Raw genomic sequence first — 16,028 nt, 5'->3', positions numbered from 1 at the left:
AGGGTATGATCCCGTGTCCTGTTGAACATTTAACAAGATATTTACAATTGTCATATGGACTGGCTGGCGGAAAGCGACTATAATTGAGAATGAGGTTCATTCAGCCGGAATAAAGCCCTTCTATTCCCTGCAAGAGGTAAAACTCTGTGGATTTTATCAATAATGTCTCGGGTTTCAATGCACCCCGCGGAACTTCGGGGCACAATGCTTCCCGGCCCGTAGGCGCTTCCGCGGAAAACCAGGACGCGCTTGATAAGGTAAGCATCACTCGCGATACCGGCAGCGATCCTTCGGTGATGCTTTCAAAAGCGAGGAAAAAGGGAAAGCCCGGGGAGTCATCGGAGCCACTCCAGGTGACAGTGATGAGCCTCGCTTATCCTGATCCGCTTGGAGCGGAGGCCAGGAACTATGCGCCGGTCGTGATAGTTCATGGCACTCTCAGGGAAAAGGAGAGCATAGCGGATTACCATGAGGCATCTCTTGCCTCGGGCCATCCCACGGAATCAAGCACCTATATGAGCATAAAGGATGGCGAGCGCCTCGAGGTATCGGCACAGAATGTCTCCCGCACCGTCAATGAATCCCGCCTGGATATCGCAAAGAATAACTTGAAAACACTCCGGCCCATGAAAAATGACCCCGCAAGGCTCATGGAGTTTTTCGAGATGGATCAGGCCCTTTACGGGGAGGCCGATCAGAGCGTAAAAGGCATTGCCGCCCTCCTGCCGGGGGTCATTGACAGGATTGACTCCATGCTCTCGATGAAAGAGGGTGTCCTGAAAGATTCTTTCAGCACCAGGCTTAAGGAATATGAGCAGGAGCTCGCAGGAGCCATCGGGAAGACAGGATTCGCCTCGTCGCTCGAGGGAAAGAAGAAGAAGGAAGTGCTGCAGAAATGCGCCGGTGAAATCATAGAATCAATAGCGCCTAAAGCATTGCTTGTGGGGCACAGCATGGGAGGCTATGTGGCCTACCTCATCGGCATCAATCCCAAGGGGAGCCCGGACGAGAGGAGCCCTTTCACCTTTGATGCGGCAAACGGCGTCTCCACCATAATGACTCTCTCTTCACCCATTGCAAAAGGTGTCAGGAGGCCCCTTCCTAACGGGCTTGCCACTGTGGGCTTCGATATCTATGAGAAAAACGTACTTGATCCTTTGGAGCAGACTCCCGGCATGGCTCTGGCCCTGACAAATCCCCTCTTTGCCGCCTGGTACGCGGCCAACAAGGCGGTTGCCAAGGAGGCGACGAAACAGACGGCGGAGCTTTCGGCCTCGCTCACCAATCCTTATATTTATGCCCAGAAACCGGGGTATGAGCAGATCTCAGAGGGCTCGACCTTCATCAGGGAGCATGTGGAGGGAAGGAAGGTCCCCCCCGGCGTGACCCTTATTGCGGTCACCAACAGGGAGGACCAGGTCTCTGAAGCAGAGAGGTCCGTGGCCGATGAGAGCCAGGTAAATGCCCACAACCTCGATGTTGACGTGAAAGTGACCGCCGAGGATCTGAAGAATCCGACAGACACCCGCCCCCGCGTTGCTCACTTCAAAATGGCCTCATATCCTCTCGAGCACTGGGGGGAATTCAAGCGGGAGATCTGCGAAGACCCCCGGTACATCCCGAGAATTCTGGATGGCAAAAACCATGACGGCATGCGTTATAATGCCCTTGTGGTGTTGCTGGACCGTGTCATTGAAGACCGCAGTTTCCTTGAGAAGCCCGGGATGGAGGCTTCCGTTGATGCCATAAAGCAGGTGGCGCAGGAGAAGCTTCCCTTCAAGGACTCTCCCTCCTATGTCGCCTCGCAGATACTGAAGGTCCTTGACAATAACGCGGTGATACCCAAGCCTGATACGGGCAGCTGGGTTCTCTCACAGACAGGTCCTCTTCCGCTTTTTATGGAGAAGTGGCCGTCATAATGGTAAATCAGGCCACGCCCAGGGAACCCTCTCCCGGGGAGCGCAACAACTCCGCATACTTCCTGAAATAACAGGCATCGAGGATCTTATGGCGCAGCAGTCAGAGAACAGCAAGGCAGAGAAGCCAGATTCTGCAGATTCTTCTCCTTACCGGTACGTCATCGAAGTACTTATTTTTCTCACCTATGCCGCTTTCGGCATGACATGGGCCGCTGCCGGCCCTTTCCTGAAGCGGCTGATGCATGACCTGGGCCTGACGCTGAGCCAGGGGAGCTTTATGACGACCAGCGTGAGCTTTGCCAAGATATTCGGGCCCACCCTCGCGGGGGCACTTATGGCGCGCCTGGGTCTGAGATGGGCATTCATGGCGGCTTCAGCCCTCATCTGCGTGGGAATTCTTGCCCCCATGTCTCCTTCTTACGGGCTTATACTTCTTGCCCGGTTCGCCATGGGGATAGGAGGGGCCATGGTCGTGGTCTATTTCACCCCTGTCGTGATGAAATGGTTCTCCAGCCGGGAGCGCCTTGTCATTAACGGCATCAACTTCGTGGCAATCAACGTGGGTATGACAATCTCTCTCTTTATCACACCTTATGTGCAGGCTGCCCTTGGCGATTCATGGCAGAAAGCACTTATCGCGTACAGCCTCGTGAGCGTAGTGCTTGCTGTTGCGTGGCTCATACTGGGGAGAGATGCAGAGGAAAAATCACAGGAGGGTGGAAGCGGCGCCGGGGAGGCTTCTTACGGCTATGCAGGCGCTCTCAGGGATGCCAATACGTGGAAGCTTGCCTTCACCTATATGGGAGCGCTGTCGCTCTACCTGTCGATTGTCGCTTATTTCCCCAAGTTCTATGGTGATAAGTTCGGCGAGGCTGCGGGCTTCTGGATCCTCCACGCCCCGGCAGTGGCTATGGCTATGGGAATACCTGCTTCCATCATCGGGATAATGCTCACACAGAGCACGGGCCTGCGGCTTCCCTTCGTGAGGTGGGCGGGGCTTCTGCTGATTCCCTCGGTGCTGGGAATGTTCCTGCTGAACTCCACGGCCCTGTCGCTGGCCGCCTCTGTAATGACAGGATTCTGCCTCTTCATATGGGCCTCTCCCTTCTTTACCATCCCCCAGGAGCTTCCTGGCATGACGGCAAAGAAATCGGGCTACCTGATGGGAATTTTCTGGGGAGCCTGCTATATCGCCGCTACCTTCAACGTCTGGCTCGTGGGCAAGATAGCCGAGATGAACGGCAATGAGTTCTTATGGGGATTTGTGTATATCACCATCGTGAGCAGCTCCATGTTCCTGGGTTCCTTCCTGCTCCCTGAGACCGGGCCCCGTGCAAAGCCGGCTCCTTCCCTATCCCACTCTTAAAACTCCGTTTCCGAGAAATGTGGTAATGTGCCCGTATGTCTCTTCCCGCTGGGGGAAGAGGGCAACAAGGGTCACGTGGCCTGCATCAATCTTATGGTATTCCACGGGTCCGCTCACAAGCTTCGTGAGGGCTTGCGCCGCTTTCTCGGGGAACACGTGATCTTTTGCGGCGGTGATAACCTGCACGGGGCAGGTTATTGCGCCGGGATTGGCGGCCCTCCCGTTGATGAGGAGCCTTCCCTGCGCGAGCAGGTTCTCCTGGTAGAGATCCCTGATGAAGCGCCGGAACACCTGGGCGGGGAAGGGGATCTTGTCGTTTATCCACTGGTCCATTGCCCGGTAGTAAAAAAGGAAGTTCTCATCGAGCACGTTGTGGTAGAGCTTTTTGTAGCGCTCCACCGTGGCTTTCACGTCCAGAAACTGGAAGCAGCCATGGATGAACTCGGGGGGTATCACGTTGCCGAAAGACTCCACGACGTTGTCAATATTGAAGTTTTCCTTGCTGGTCCAGAGCGAGAGGAGGCCCGCGTCATGGAAGTCCACGGGCGTGGTGAGGCATATGAGCCTCTCTATCTTTTCAGGGTAGAGAGAAGTGAAAACGGCGGCGAAGGTTCCCCCGAGGCACTGCCCCAGGAGGCTTATTTTCTCCCTCCCCGTGAAGCGTGCCACTTTGCGCGCCGCCCTGCGCAGGAACGTGTCGATATAGTAGTCAAGGGTGAGGGCGCCGTGCTCGTCTCCGGGTATCCCCCAGTCAAGGAGGTAGGTGTCAATTCCTCTGCTCACAAGGTGCTCAATGAGGCTGTGGCCCTTCAGGAGATCGAGAATGTGGTAGCGCAGGATAAGGGACGGCACGATGAGAAGGGGAGTGCCGTGGAGCTTTTTTCTCACCGGAGTATAACGGTAAAGGCGGAGTGAGCACTCTTCGTGGATCACTTCCTTGGGTGTCGGCGCGAGGTTGAGCTCCTTCTTGATACGCTCGAGATCTCCGCGCGTAGCCGTTGTGGAATGGAATATTATCTCGCGGTAACGGGCATTCCGATCCTGAAGCTCCATTGCCTCCGGGGGAATCAGGTCATTAAGATTCATTTTTGTGCGCCCTTCCTGGCTGTTTTTCCCCGTTCCTTTCCCTTTGCCGCCCCGGGCTTCCCCTTCGGCTTTTTTTCTGCAGCCTTTTTTGCTGGTGATCCTGCTGTGGCGGGAGATTTTACCGGGGCTTTCAGCATGTCCTCGAGGTTTTCCAGTTTCTCTTCAAGGTCCAGGATCTTTGACTCGATGCGCTGGAGGCACTGGAGCGTTCTTGCATGGTCATCGCGTGTCGCTATGTTCATGCCCTCAAGTGACGCTCTCATGGCGGCATCGACCTTCTTCTTGCCTTCGAGGCCGCTCTCCATGCCCTTGCTCACCTGGGAGAGAAAGACAGGGCTCTCCATCAGATCCTTCATCTTCCCGATGAAAAAGGACTCCATCTGCTCCTGAAAGGCTCCGGAGACTTTGAGGGGATCGAAGAACATGGCAACCTCCCTGGATTCCTATTTTTTCGCCGCAGATTTTTTCGCCGCCGGCTTTTTCGCCGTGGCTTTCCCGGCTTTAAACTCTTTCTCCATGGACTCTATCCTGTCCTCCAGTGAGTCAAGGCGCTCATGGAGCTCGTTTATATCTTTTCCCGTGGGAAGCTCCATGGTCTTCATCGCCGTTTCCATCATCTCCCGGCTGAATTTCCTGAAGGGCGACGTGCCCTTCACCATCTCCCAGCTCTGGGCGGCAAAGCCTGGGGTACGGAGTATCCCTTCAAGGATCTCCGAGGTCATTCTGGAATGGAGGTCATACCAGCGCGAATACGTTTCGGCGCTCCAGGCTTTTCCCATGGCTTCAAGGGGATTTCTGGCCATGGCCTGCATCGTGTCAACCCATAGATGCACCATTTCCTGCATTGTCTCAGCGGTTTTTTTCATAACAGTCTCCTTTGTTTTTGAATTGTCAGCGCTAAGCTGAATGGTTTCGGGCGGTCAGGGGGCCGGACCTCTCTTCCATCCACCTCATGGCCCCGGGCCAGAGGCTTTTCAATGCCTTGCCGCTCACGGCAAGACCAATATGGCCTACCGGGCAGGAGAGCATGGCAGTGTCAGTGCTTCCCAGCGCAGGGCCTATGCCAGCACTCGACGAGGGCGGCACGGAGGTGTCCAGCTCCGCCATTATATTCAGGCAGGGGCAGGTGATGGATTTCAGGTCCGCGTGCCTCCCGCCCAGGAACAGGCTGTTGCTGGCGAGGAGGTTCTCCTTGTAGCACCAGGTAATTAACTCAGTGTATGCCCTTCCTGGCACGTCAACAGTATCATTGAGCCACTTCTCCATTGCGAAGAACAGGTCCGTAAAGGCTTTGTTCGAAGCGTTCTGATAGAGGCTCTTCATCTTGTCGCCCGCCTGGAGGGGATTGATCCAGAGAAATGACGAGCCTATGAGCCAGCCCGGGCAGTTGCCGAAGATCTCGCTGATCTCATGAACGGGCACCTCCCTGGACCACTGAAAGAGAAGGGCCTCGTCTGAGCTCGAGTCAAAAGGCGCCGCCATCAGGACGAGATTTTTCACCTTCTCCCTGTGAAGGGCCGTGTATATGAGCGACAATGTTCCGCCCATGCAGTAGCCCATAATGGTGAGGCTCTCTGTTCCGGTGATGGAGAGTGTCTTGTCAGCCATCACGTCAAGATAGTCCTCGAGATAGCTCTCGATTCCCTTGTCGCTGTCACACTTCCTGGGAGTGCCCCAGTCCAGCAGGAACACGTCAAATCCATGCTTTACCAGGAGCTCGATTATGCTCCGGCCCGGGAGGAGGTCCATGATGTAAGGCCTGTTCACCATCGCGTAGACAATGAGCACCGGCGTCCTGAAGACTTGAGGCCCGGCTGGCTCATAGTGCCGCAGGGCTGTCCGGTGCCTCCGGTAGATGATGCGCGACGGCGTCTGGCCGGGCATCACCACCGGGGGATCGGCCATAAGCATCATGAAGTCCCTCATCTTCCAGGTCTGTGCACGAGCCTGTTCTGTGAAGCGTGAAGCGAGATCCATCATGTACATTGCTTTTCCTTGTGTCAGTTCTTGGAAGTGGGTGACTTTCTATCCTTCTCTGCCTCTTCCAGCTTTTTCTCAAAGTCCTTCATTGCCTGGTCCACGGCATCCTTGTAAAGCCTGGTGAGGCCCTGGGCCTGCTTTTCCTGCTCTTTTCTCAGAGTCTCTGAAGTTTTGCTGAAGGTGTCCTGGATGGTCTCAAGCTGCTCTTTCCACTGGGCCTCGAGGCTCCTGCGGAACTCGCCGTTCTCGACGCCGTACCTGTCCATGAGTGCCCTGATGGCATCGATGCCCTTCTGGGTGCTCTCGCTGTGAATGGCCGCGAGGCTTTTGAAGGCATCCATCGTGGCATCGATGTGTTTCCTGGTCATTTCCTGGAACTGCTCCTGGACAGTGCTGCTGGTTTTCAGGGAGCTCTCCGTGAGGGTTTTCAGCATCTGCACAAAATTCTCCTGGAATTTAGTGGTGCTTGTGATTGATGACCGGTAAGTCTCCTCCATAAGATTTGTCATGCGGTTTACGTAATCCATCTGCTCTTTAATCATTGTCAATTCCTCCTTTTTGATTTTGGCTTATGGGCACATTATACATGGAAAGGGTACGTTTGTCAATGCTTTTTTACGCAAATGCGAAATAAATTTTCATAAAAATGAAAAATACTGCATAAAAACGGCATAATTGCGGTTTTTTATAACGCAAATGCAAAATACTTTACGCAAAAACTGAAAACGCCTCTGGGCCTGCAAAAAGAGCCTTTTGGAAGGGGGATATTACGCATAAGCAAAATCCACAGGGAAAGGGGATTTCCCCGCCGTCAGGAAGATTATACGGAAAGGCCCTGATTCCCATGGAAGCGGCGGCCTTGACAGGATAAAAAAGGAGTGTGTCACCATGCAGAGACATCCAGCAGTTCATCCCCTCATGGCTTCAACGCCGGCGCTTTCCATGGCAAAGGGCAAGGTCGTCACTGCCCAGGAGGCCGTCAATCTGATAAGGGATGGTGACACGATTGCCACAGGCGGATTCGTGGGTATCGGCTTTGCGGAGGCCCTGGCCCTGGCATTGAGGGAGCGGCATGAAGAGACCGGCTCGCCCCGCGGGCTCACCCTTGTCTATGCGGCAGGCCAGGGTGACGGCAAGGAGCGGGGCCTTAACATGCTTGCCCTCGAGGGGCTTCTGCACCGCGTCATCGGCGGGCACTGGGGTCTTGTGCCGGCCCTGGGGAAGCTGGCCCTGGAAAACCGGATAGAGGCCTACAACCTTCCCCAGGGGTGCATCTCGCACCTCTTCAGGGACATTGCGGCCCATAAGCCAGGGACCCTCACCCCGGTGGGGCTTGGGACCTTTGTCGATCCCCGGAAAGGCGGCGGAAAGCTCAACGAGAAGACCAGGGAAGACATTGTGCGCGTCATGACTATTGATGGAGAGGAATACCTGTTTTACAGGGCCTTCCCGATCAACGTGGCGCTCCTCAGGGGCACCACGGCCGACACTGACGGGAATGTGACGATGGAGCGCGAATCGCTCACGCTGGAGGCCCAGGCCATCGCCATGGCGGCCAAAAACTCGGGAGGCTTCGTGCTGGTGCAGGTTGAGCGCCTCGCTGAGAAGGGCACCCTTAATCCCCGGCTGGTAAAAATTCCCGGAATCCTTGTAGACTGTATTGTGGTGGCAGAGCCGAAGCATCACTGGCAGACCTTTGCGGAGCCTTACAGCCCCGCTTTTTCAGGCGAGATAAGGATTCCCATGCAGAATGTCCCTCCCATGAAGATGAGCGCCCGCAAGATTATCGCCAGGCGCGCCTCCTTCGAGCTCCGTCCCAACAGCGTAGTGAACCTGGGCATAGGAATGCCTGAAGGCGTTGCCTCGGTGGCCCACGAGGAGAAAGTGCTTGACCTGATCACCCTCACTACCGAGCCGGGCGTCATAGGGGGCCTCCCTGCTTCGGGTCTCAACTTCGGCGCCGCTGTGAACACCGAGGCAATAATAGACCAGCCTTCGCAGTTTGACTTCTACGATGGCGGCGGCCTCGACGTGGCCTTCCTGGGTATGGCGCAGGCAGACTCCCTCGGCAACGTGAACGTGAGCCGCTTCGGCTCAAAGCTCGCAGGCGCCGGCGGATTTATCAACATCAGCCAGAATTCCAGGAAGATCGTCTTCGTAGGCACCTTCCTGGCCGGAGAGAGCGAAGTGAAAGCCCATGGAGGGAAGCTTCACATAGGGAAAGAGGGCGGGAAGAGGAAATTCATAGCCGCTGTGGAGCATGTCACCTTCAGCGGGGAGCTTGCGGCAAGGCGGGGGCAGCCGGTCCTTTTCATCACCGAGCGGTGCGTCTTTTCGCTGGGAGCCCGGGGCCTTGAGCTCGTAGAGGTGGCGCCCGGCGTCGAGATTGAAAAGGATATCCTGGCCCACATGGACTTCCGTCCCCTTTATCACGGCACTATCCCCCTCATGGATGAGCGCATATTCGTCGATGAGCCCATGGGCCTCCGTGATGAGCTCCTGGCAGTTCCCCTGGAAGAGCGCCTTGTGTACAGGCCTCAGGAAAACCTTTTCTTTGTCAACTTTGAAGGGCTCTCGGTGCGCTCCACGAGGGAGATCGAGGCAATCAGAAAGCATGCGGAGAAGATCCTGTCGCCCCTCTCCCGGAAAGTCTCCACGGTGGTAAATTATGACAATTTCTCGATCCTGCCGGAGCTCATGGATGAATACATGGATATGGTCTCCCATCTGGTGAAGAAGTATTACCGCGGTGTTACGAGGTATACCACGAGCGCCTTCCTGAGAATGAAGCTGGGCGAGGCACTCGCCGAGCGCAACGTGGCGCCCCATATTTATGAGAGCCATAAGGAAGCTCATGAGGCGCTCAAGGAAGCCCGGGAAGAAATGGCGAGGCGCTGACTGTCGAAAAACTTTTGCGAGGTGGTTCCGATGATTGTGGAAAAAAAGCGTTTTTCCGCGGAGTCCTTTCATTTTGAGGAAGCTGACACCGCAATCCCTGTAAGTATTGGCTACGAGACTTACGGCGCACTCTCGGAGAGCAGGGACAATGCTGTCCTTGTATGCCACTATTTTACCGGCACAGGCCATGCCGCCGGGAGATATTCTCCCGAAGACCCGGCACCGGGCTGGTGGAACAGCCTCATAGGCCCGGGAAAGCCCTTGGACACGGAGCGCTTCTTTGTCATCTGCTCTGATACCCCTGCCAATATCAATTTCCATAATCCCAAGGTCATCACCACGGGGCCCGCAACGGTGAATCCCCTCACGGGGAAGGAATACGGTCTCTTATTTCCGATTTTTACCCTCAAGGACGTAGTGAGGCTTCAGAAGCTTCTCCTCGAGAGCCTGGGGATACCAAGGCTGCGACTTGTGACGGGCCCCTCCATGGGGGGGCTTCAGGCCTTCATGTGGGCTCGCCATTTCCCTGCTGAAGTGGAGCAGGTCATTGCCGTGTGCGCCACGCCGGAGATTGGGCCTTATGGCATCATGGTGCCTAATCAGCTTGGAATTGACGCCATCATGCTTGATCCGAACTTCAGGAACGGAGACTACTACGGGAAAGAGCCTCCCTATGACGGCCTTCTCCTTGCCTTCAAGAACCTGCTCATGGCCACAAGGACCGAGGGGTGGGCGGAGCGCAGCTTCGGCCGCGCCCATGCCGACAGCGAGTACCGTGAATATGAAGATCCCCGCAGGAGCCTGAAAGGCAAGTTTCTCGTCGAGAAGGAGGTAGAAGCCATGGTGAAATCCCGCATGCAGTTCTTCGATCCCAACTCCTATCTCTACATTGCCAAGGCGAATACTCTTTTTGACCTGCGGGAGGGTGGCGAGAGCTACGAGAAAGCCCTGGGCCATATAGAGGCGCGCACCCTTATGGTGATTGACAAATCGGACAGCATGTTCACCCCCGCTCAGGCAGAAAAGGCCCGGCGCCATATCAGGGACTGCCGGTGTGCCTATTATGACAGCGGGAACGGCCACCTTTCCTGCATCTTTGAGCAGGGATACCTGGAAAGGTACTTCAGGGAGTTCCTGGGCTGAGGGCTTTCATTTCTTTTCCGGCCGCGCGGGGCCGTGGCTCCCCATGCCGAAGCTTTTCATGAAGATATGGCCCAGCTCAAGGGGGATCCTGGAGATGTCGGTCACGGTCTGGAGGCGCTGCTCCATCTCACTGCGGTAGGTCTCGTAGGCATCGAAGGTCATTGCCAGGTAATTTTCAAAAAAGTCACGGGTATATCCCTCGTTTGCCCTTATGATCTTGTAGAGGAGCGACGCGGGGAGAAGATCCTTCTTGTTTTTCTCGTCTTCCAGGATAATCTGAGCGAGGATCTGCTTGGTGATGTCCTCGTCGTTCTGCGTGTCAATCACCCTGATGTCGCTGCCGCTCCTTATGATTTCGGCTATCTCGTCAAGCTTCACGTAGCGGCTCTCGTCAATGTTGTAGAGCCGCCTGTTGGTGTAGCGTTTTATGGTCACTACCCTGGGTTCCATAGTGCTATTATAAGGGTCTCCCGATCGCATGTCAACACCCGCCTTTTTCAGAAAAACTCCATCTCGCACTCTGCCTTGATGGTCACCTTTACGGAAGCCTGGGTCGTCACATTTCCGGCGCTCCCTGTCACTGTGAGCTCAACAGCATTCTCACCGGGTGTCTCTGCAAGCGCAACCGATGCATCAAGGCTCCCTGTCCCCGAGGCAGGGGAGACCCTGAGAAAAGAAGCCTGGGGCGGCACGGTGATTCGGAGCGATGCGCTGCCGGCAGGCATATAGGATCCCGACTCATCGACCTCCCATGCCGCCACCCTGAGGGAGGCGGGCTTCTCATTCGCCACCTCGAGGGACTGGGACGAGAGCTGGAGGATGTAATGCTTCTGCTTTTTCTTTTTCTCCTTTTTCTCGGGAGGCTCCCTGTCATCTTTCTTTGCAGGCTTCTTTGCCTTGGCGGCTGCCTCCAGGGCTTTCTTGATCGCCGCTGCGGCTGCGGCCACGGCGGCAGCTCCCCCTGCGACTATCACCCATTGCGGGAGCTCTCCGGGGTCGCCGCCGCGCGGTGCGGCAAATCCCCAGGCCCTCTCTGACGAGTCGTAGGGAAGTCCCGTGGCCATGGCAGTGTTGTCATAATAGCTGGCAAGAAAGGCTGATATGGAGGAAAGAAGGGTTTCATCGGAGGGAGAGCTCTTGAAGCTGGTGACAATCCTGGCCGTCTGGAATGTCGGGACAATCTGGACGAAGCTGAATCCCTTGGATGCTTCGTACTTCAGCATATAAAGGCACCATGACTCCCGGTAGGGTGCCCCGACGGTGCTCGGCCCACTGCTCTCGTAAACATCCTTGAAGAGCACCAGGGCATCGCTCGCTTCAACATGGATGTTGTTCACCTCCCTTGGATCATTCATCAGCTCAGGGTTGTGGACTTTCAATATCCTTGCCACGCTCAGGGTCTTTTTCCTCACGGACCCGTCGTTTCCCGATCCCGGCTGGCCAGGCATGTCGATGTTGCCATGCTCCACCCAGGAATCCCTTGCTGCCGCCTCCTGCGCGGCATTTGCAAGCTCCTGGTCGGTGGGGAGCCGGTCGGGCCAGTCAGGGGCGGCATATGAAGGGACAGCCAGGATGGCGATAAGAGCAATCGCAAGGCCTGCCATCATGGGGCAAAGGCCGATGAGTCTCTGCAGTAGCCTCTCGAGGCGGGATTTCATCATTCCATTCTCTTTCTCGCGATGGGTCCGGCAGTGGATATAATCATTACATATTGCTCTTCTTACCTCCTCTATAAAAGAGAGGGATTTTTTGGCCGGGAGGCGGGACCGGCGGGAAATGAAGCCATTCAGAGGTGAAAGGGCCCTTTTTATCGAAATAATGCCTGAGAAGAAAAATATTTCAAAGGAAAAGGAGAATTCCAATGAGACTCAAGGATAAAGTTGCCATTATCACGGGATCAGCTTCAGGAATAGGGAAAAGTGCCGCCCTTGTCTTTGCGAGGGAAGGGGCGAAGGTGGTGGTCTGTGACGTGAATGAAGAGAATATCGAGAAGACTGTGGCGGATATCAAGGCGCTTGGTGCTGAAGCCATGGGAATAGTCATTGACGTGTCCAAGGCCCCGCAGGTTGAAAAGATGGTGCAGAAAGTCCATGAGCATTTCGGGCGCATCGATATTCTCGTCAATAACGCCGGCATCACCCGTGACGCCCTTCTCATCAAGCTCTCCGAGGAGAACTGGGACAAGGTGATTGAGGTGAACCTCAAGGGGGTCTTTCTCTGCACGCAGGCTGTGGCCAAAAAAATGGTCACCCAGGGGAAGGGGAAGATCATCAATACCTCGTCAGTCGTGGGAGTCTATGGCAACATAGGCCAGACCAACTATGCGGCCGCGAAGGCAGGCATCATAGGCATGACGAAGACATGGGCCAAGGAACTGGGCCGGAAAAACGTCTGTGTCAATGCCGTGACGCCTGGGTTCATCCAGACAGAGATGACGGCGGGGCTCCCTGAAAAAGTGCTCACCATGATGAAGGACAAGACGCCCCTGGGAAGGCTTGGTGTCCCTGAGGACGTGGCCAATCTCTATCTGTTTCTTGCCTCCGATGAGTCTGACTACGTGAACGGTCAGGTTATCGGTGTTGACGGGGGCATGGTGATTTAACGCTGCCGCCGTGGCGGATTGTTAACACAAAAGGCTCGATTTTCACGGCACTCCTGTGGTATAATCATTTCCGGAAGCCTTGGCATGCATGCCGTCAAGAAGCCAGGAAGCGAGGGAGCTCCATGAACATTCTGCCGCCCGGGGGATGGCCTCCGCCTCCCACCCCAATCAACTGGAAAGCCATGTCAGCGGAAGAGATGCGGGAGCGCATAGACAGTCTCGATCAACGGATGGCCGATCTTGATGACAATGCCCGGAAAGACACGGAAGAGCTCAGGAAGGTGGCTTCAAGGCTTGACCTCAACAGGAAAATCGGCCTTGGCGGCGTGGCGGTATTTGCATTAGGCATGGCCCTCAATATTGCCTTCAAGTCACCGGTGCTGCTGGGAATAGGCGTCGCGGGAAACGCCGTGAGCATCGGCTCCATGATATACCAGTACCGCGGCGACAGCAAAAAGGACAGCCTCAGTCGCGAGATCTCGGAGCTTGAGCATCAGAAGAACCTTTCGGGAATCATGAAGACTGTCGCCACCGAAAAGCTGAGCGAAAGAACCAAGGCTCAGGAAGCCAAGGATGCCGAGTCACAGAAAGAATTCCATGAGCTGGCCCAGGGAGTGGCACCCCAGCAGGAGAGCGCGGGAATCCTCGATGAAGAGCAGTGGGTCGGTATTGACGGCGTGAAGATAAGGAAAAACCGGGAACCTTAACAGGGCTCCTATTCAGGAAAAGTGGCGCTCCCCTTGAGGGTGAAGCAGGCGCCTTCCCCTTCCTGGGAATGGGGGCCCACGAAGACCTCGAACTGCCCTTCCTCGGCGCCGTAGCTCATATCCCTTCTATAGAAAGCGAGATCCTCTGCCGAGAGGGTGAACGTGACAGGGCGCTCCCGTCCCGCAGGGATCAGGACCTTCCTGAAGCCCCGGAGCTCTTTCAGGGGGCGCGTCACGCTCCCCACAAGGTCACGGAGGTAAAGCTGCACTATCTCTTCCCCGTCGAATCTCCCCATGTTTTTCACTGTCACCGAGACAGTGAGCACGTCATCGAGGTGGAGCTCATCGGAGCTGAGCGTCACCGGTGAATACCGGAACTCCGTGTAGCTCAGCCCGTATCCGAAAGGAAACAGAGGCGTGGTGGGCATGTCCAGGTATTTCGAGGTATACCTGTTGAAGGGATCGAAGGGGCGCCCCGTGTTCTTCCCGTCATAAGCCAGGGGGATCTGGCCTAGGCTCCGCGGGAATGTGACGGTGAGCTTCCCCGAGGGATTCACGTCGCCCGACAGCACGTCAGCTATGGCATTGCCTCCCTGGATGCCGGGAAACCATGCTTCAAGCATGGCGTCAGTATGGGAGGCCTCCCAGGCAACGGTGAGCGGTCTTCCGTTAATCAGGACCAGCACGATGGGCTTTCCTGTTTTTTTCAGCTCCATGAGAAAATCGCGCTGCACTCCGGGCAGGTCGAGCGAGGCACGGCTTGCAGCCTCACCGCTCATGGCGGCGCTCTCTCCCATGCAGGCGACGATCACGTCGGCCCTCCTGGCCATGGCCAGGGCTTCCGCAAAACCCTCACGGCTTTCGCCCTCTATGCTGCAACCCTTTGCATAGAGCAGTGCCGTGCCTTTGAACCTCTTCCCCATACCCTCTCTTATTGAGACTGCATCTTCTCCCCTGCCTGCGGCGCTCCAGCCTCCGAGAAGAGCGGGCCTGTCGTCGGCAAGAGGACCGGTGAGGGCAATGGTCTTCACTCCTTTTGCCAGGGGGAGCAGCGCTTTGTCGTTTTTAAGGAGCACCATGGACTTCGCGGCTGCCCTGCGGGCTTCAATTGCAAAGCTGTCCCTGAGGACATGCTCCTTCTGCCTCTTCTCGCTTGAAAAGCGGTAAGGGTCATCAAAGAGGCCCTTGCGGAATTTCGCCGTGAGAATCCTTGCCACTGCCCTGTCTATGGTCTCCATGGATACCCTGTTCTCTTTTACCAGCCCTTCAAGAAAGGCCCTGTAGGCGGAGCTCTGCATGTCCATATCGACGCCGGCGTTGACGGCCTCCTCGCTTGCGTCCCTTTCAGTGGCTGCCGTGCCGTGGTTCACCATCTCATTGATTGCCGCGTAGTCGCTCACGACAAACCCCGTGAAGTGCCATTTCTCTTTCAGGATTTCCTTGATGAGGAAGCTGTTCCCCGTGCAGGGGACGCCGTCAAACTCGTTGAAAGCCGTCATCACCGTGGCAGCCCCTTCGGCAACGGCGGCCCTGAAAGGGGGAAGGTATATGGACCGGAGCGCACGGAGGGACACGTCCACGGTGTTGTAATCCCTGCCTCCCTCGGCGGCGCCGTATGCCGCGTAGTGCTTTGCACAGGCAAGCAACGAGTCATCGGCGCTGAGATCCCTTCCCTGGAAGCCTCTCACGCGCGCCCTGGCTATCTGGCAGGCCAGCCAGGGATCCTCGCCTGCACCTTCAGCGATGCGGCCCCACCGGGGGTCCCGCGCGATATCGACCATGGGGGCGAAAGTCCAGTGGAGCCCCTCGGCGGAAGCCTCGGTGGCCGCTATGCGGGCGTCACGCTCCATCTGCTCCAGGTCCCAGCTGCAAGACTCGGCAAGGGGGATGGGGAAGATGGTCCTGTGGCCATGGAGGACATCAAAGCCGAAGAGGAGAGGGATGCCCAGGCGTGTCTCCTCGACGGCGATACGCTGGAGGCTCCTGGTCTTCTCTGCCGTGTAGGCGCCGAAGAGGGCTCCTGCCTTTCCCGCCCTTATCTCGTCCTTATAAGACACTTTTTTCCCGGAGACTGCCACTTCGCATCCACAGGCAAGAAGGGACATCTGCCCGATCTTTTCCTCGAGGGTCATCTCTTTCAGCAGGGCCTCGATTTTTGCACCGGTGTTATTCCCGGCTCTCTGAAAGATTGTCTTATAAAGGGGTGGGGCGTTCCCCGCGGCGGCATGACTGGACAGCATAAGGGTAAAAACAAGTGCAAGGATTATGGCGGTTCTTTTCAATGGTTCCTCCGGCAGTTCAATGGGGTCCATGGTATTATGGGAAAT

The 16,028-nt window shown here is 56.2% G+C and carries 14 protein-coding genes; 6 read left to right on the top strand and 8 right to left on the bottom strand.

Going from position 1 to position 16,028, the window contains the following annotated elements; translation table 11 throughout:
• The first annotated feature begins 146 nt into the window (after positions 1–146).
• Entirely contained in the window at positions 147–1,919 is a 1,773-nt protein-coding gene (locus tag RDV48_01275) for a hypothetical protein (GenBank protein ID MDQ7821403.1), read from the top strand.
• An 88-nt stretch (positions 1,920–2,007) separates the two neighbouring features.
• A complete protein-coding gene (locus RDV48_01270; GenBank protein MDQ7821402.1) occupies positions 2,008–3,285 on the top strand; it encodes an MFS transporter in 1,278 nt (425 codons plus the stop codon).
• Here RDV48_01270 and RDV48_01265 read toward each other — a convergent pair.
• From RDV48_01265 to RDV48_01245, 5 genes are read right to left on the bottom strand one after another with little or no spacing between them, the layout of a single operon-like run.
• The gene (locus RDV48_01265) at positions 3,271–4,371 is read right to left on the bottom strand and encodes an alpha/beta fold hydrolase (GenBank protein MDQ7821401.1); all 1,101 of its coding nucleotides are present in this window, start codon (positions 4,369–4,371) and stop codon (positions 3,271–3,273) included. The genes RDV48_01270 and RDV48_01265 overlap by 15 nt on opposite strands.
• A complete protein-coding gene (locus RDV48_01260; GenBank protein ID MDQ7821400.1) occupies positions 4,368–4,796 on the bottom strand; it encodes a hypothetical protein in 429 nt (142 codons plus the stop codon). Before RDV48_01260 ends, RDV48_01265 begins: the two co-directional genes overlap by 4 nt.
• 18 nt (positions 4,797–4,814) lie before the next feature.
• Positions 4,815–5,237 carry a hypothetical protein gene (locus tag RDV48_01255; GenBank protein MDQ7821399.1) on the bottom strand — a complete coding sequence of 141 codons (423 nt, stop codon included), beginning with the start codon at positions 5,235–5,237 and terminating at the stop codon, positions 4,815–4,817.
• 31 nt (positions 5,238–5,268) lie between these two features.
• Entirely contained in the window at positions 5,269–6,357 is a 1,089-nt protein-coding gene (locus tag RDV48_01250) for an alpha/beta fold hydrolase (GenBank protein ID MDQ7821398.1), read from the bottom strand.
• Between the two features lie 14 nt (positions 6,358–6,371).
• The gene (locus tag RDV48_01245) at positions 6,372–6,893 is read right to left on the bottom strand and encodes a hypothetical protein (GenBank protein ID MDQ7821397.1); all 522 of its coding nucleotides are present in this window, start codon (positions 6,891–6,893) and stop codon (positions 6,372–6,374) included.
• A 376-nt stretch (positions 6,894–7,269) separates the two neighbouring features.
• On the opposite strand from RDV48_01245, the gene RDV48_01240 reads away from it, so the two are divergent.
• Both RDV48_01240 and RDV48_01235 read left to right on the top strand, forming a co-directional pair.
• Entirely contained in the window at positions 7,270–9,249 is a 1,980-nt protein-coding gene (locus RDV48_01240; GenBank protein MDQ7821396.1) for an acyl CoA:acetate/3-ketoacid CoA transferase, read from the top strand.
• Between the two features lie 30 nt (positions 9,250–9,279).
• Positions 9,280–10,392 (top strand): homoserine O-acetyltransferase, encoded by a 1,113-nt coding sequence (locus RDV48_01235; protein ID MDQ7821395.1) that lies wholly within the window; start codon positions 9,280–9,282, stop codon positions 10,390–10,392.
• Between the two features lie 6 nt (positions 10,393–10,398).
• On the opposite strand, the gene RDV48_01230 is transcribed toward RDV48_01235, so the two are convergent.
• Positions 10,399–10,872 (bottom strand): polyhydroxyalkanoate synthesis regulator DNA-binding domain-containing protein, encoded by a 474-nt coding sequence (locus RDV48_01230; GenBank protein MDQ7821394.1) that lies wholly within the window; start codon positions 10,870–10,872, stop codon positions 10,399–10,401.
• 17 nt (positions 10,873–10,889) lie between these two features.
• On the bottom strand, positions 10,890–12,053 hold the full coding sequence (locus RDV48_01225) for a hypothetical protein (protein MDQ7821393.1): 1,164 nt from the start codon (positions 12,051–12,053) through the stop codon (positions 10,890–10,892).
• A 200-nt stretch (positions 12,054–12,253) separates the two neighbouring features.
• Here RDV48_01225 and fabG point away from each other — a divergent pair, with 200 nt between their 5' ends.
• Positions 12,254–12,994, top strand: coding sequence for a 3-oxoacyl-[acyl-carrier-protein] reductase (gene fabG, locus RDV48_01220; GenBank protein ID MDQ7821392.1), 741 nt, complete (start codon positions 12,254–12,256; stop codon positions 12,992–12,994).
• Positions 12,995–13,116: 122 nt separating this feature from the next.
• Positions 13,117–13,701 (top strand): hypothetical protein, encoded by a 585-nt coding sequence (locus tag RDV48_01215; GenBank protein ID MDQ7821391.1) that lies wholly within the window; start codon positions 13,117–13,119, stop codon positions 13,699–13,701.
• 8 nt (positions 13,702–13,709) lie between these two features.
• Here the strand turns inward: RDV48_01215 and bglX are convergent, their stop codons facing one another.
• Entirely contained in the window at positions 13,710–15,983 is a 2,274-nt protein-coding gene (bglX, locus tag RDV48_01210; protein ID MDQ7821390.1) for a beta-glucosidase BglX, read from the bottom strand.
• Positions 15,984–16,028 lie beyond the last annotated feature (45 nt).

Source organism: Candidatus Eremiobacterota bacterium (genome assembly GCA_031082125.1).
Taxonomy (GTDB): Bacteria; Vulcanimicrobiota; CADAWZ01; order CADAWZ01; family Ess09-12; genus Ess09-12.
The sequence above is the reverse complement of the archived record's forward strand: the minus strand, read 5'-3'. Positions and strand labels throughout refer to the sequence as shown.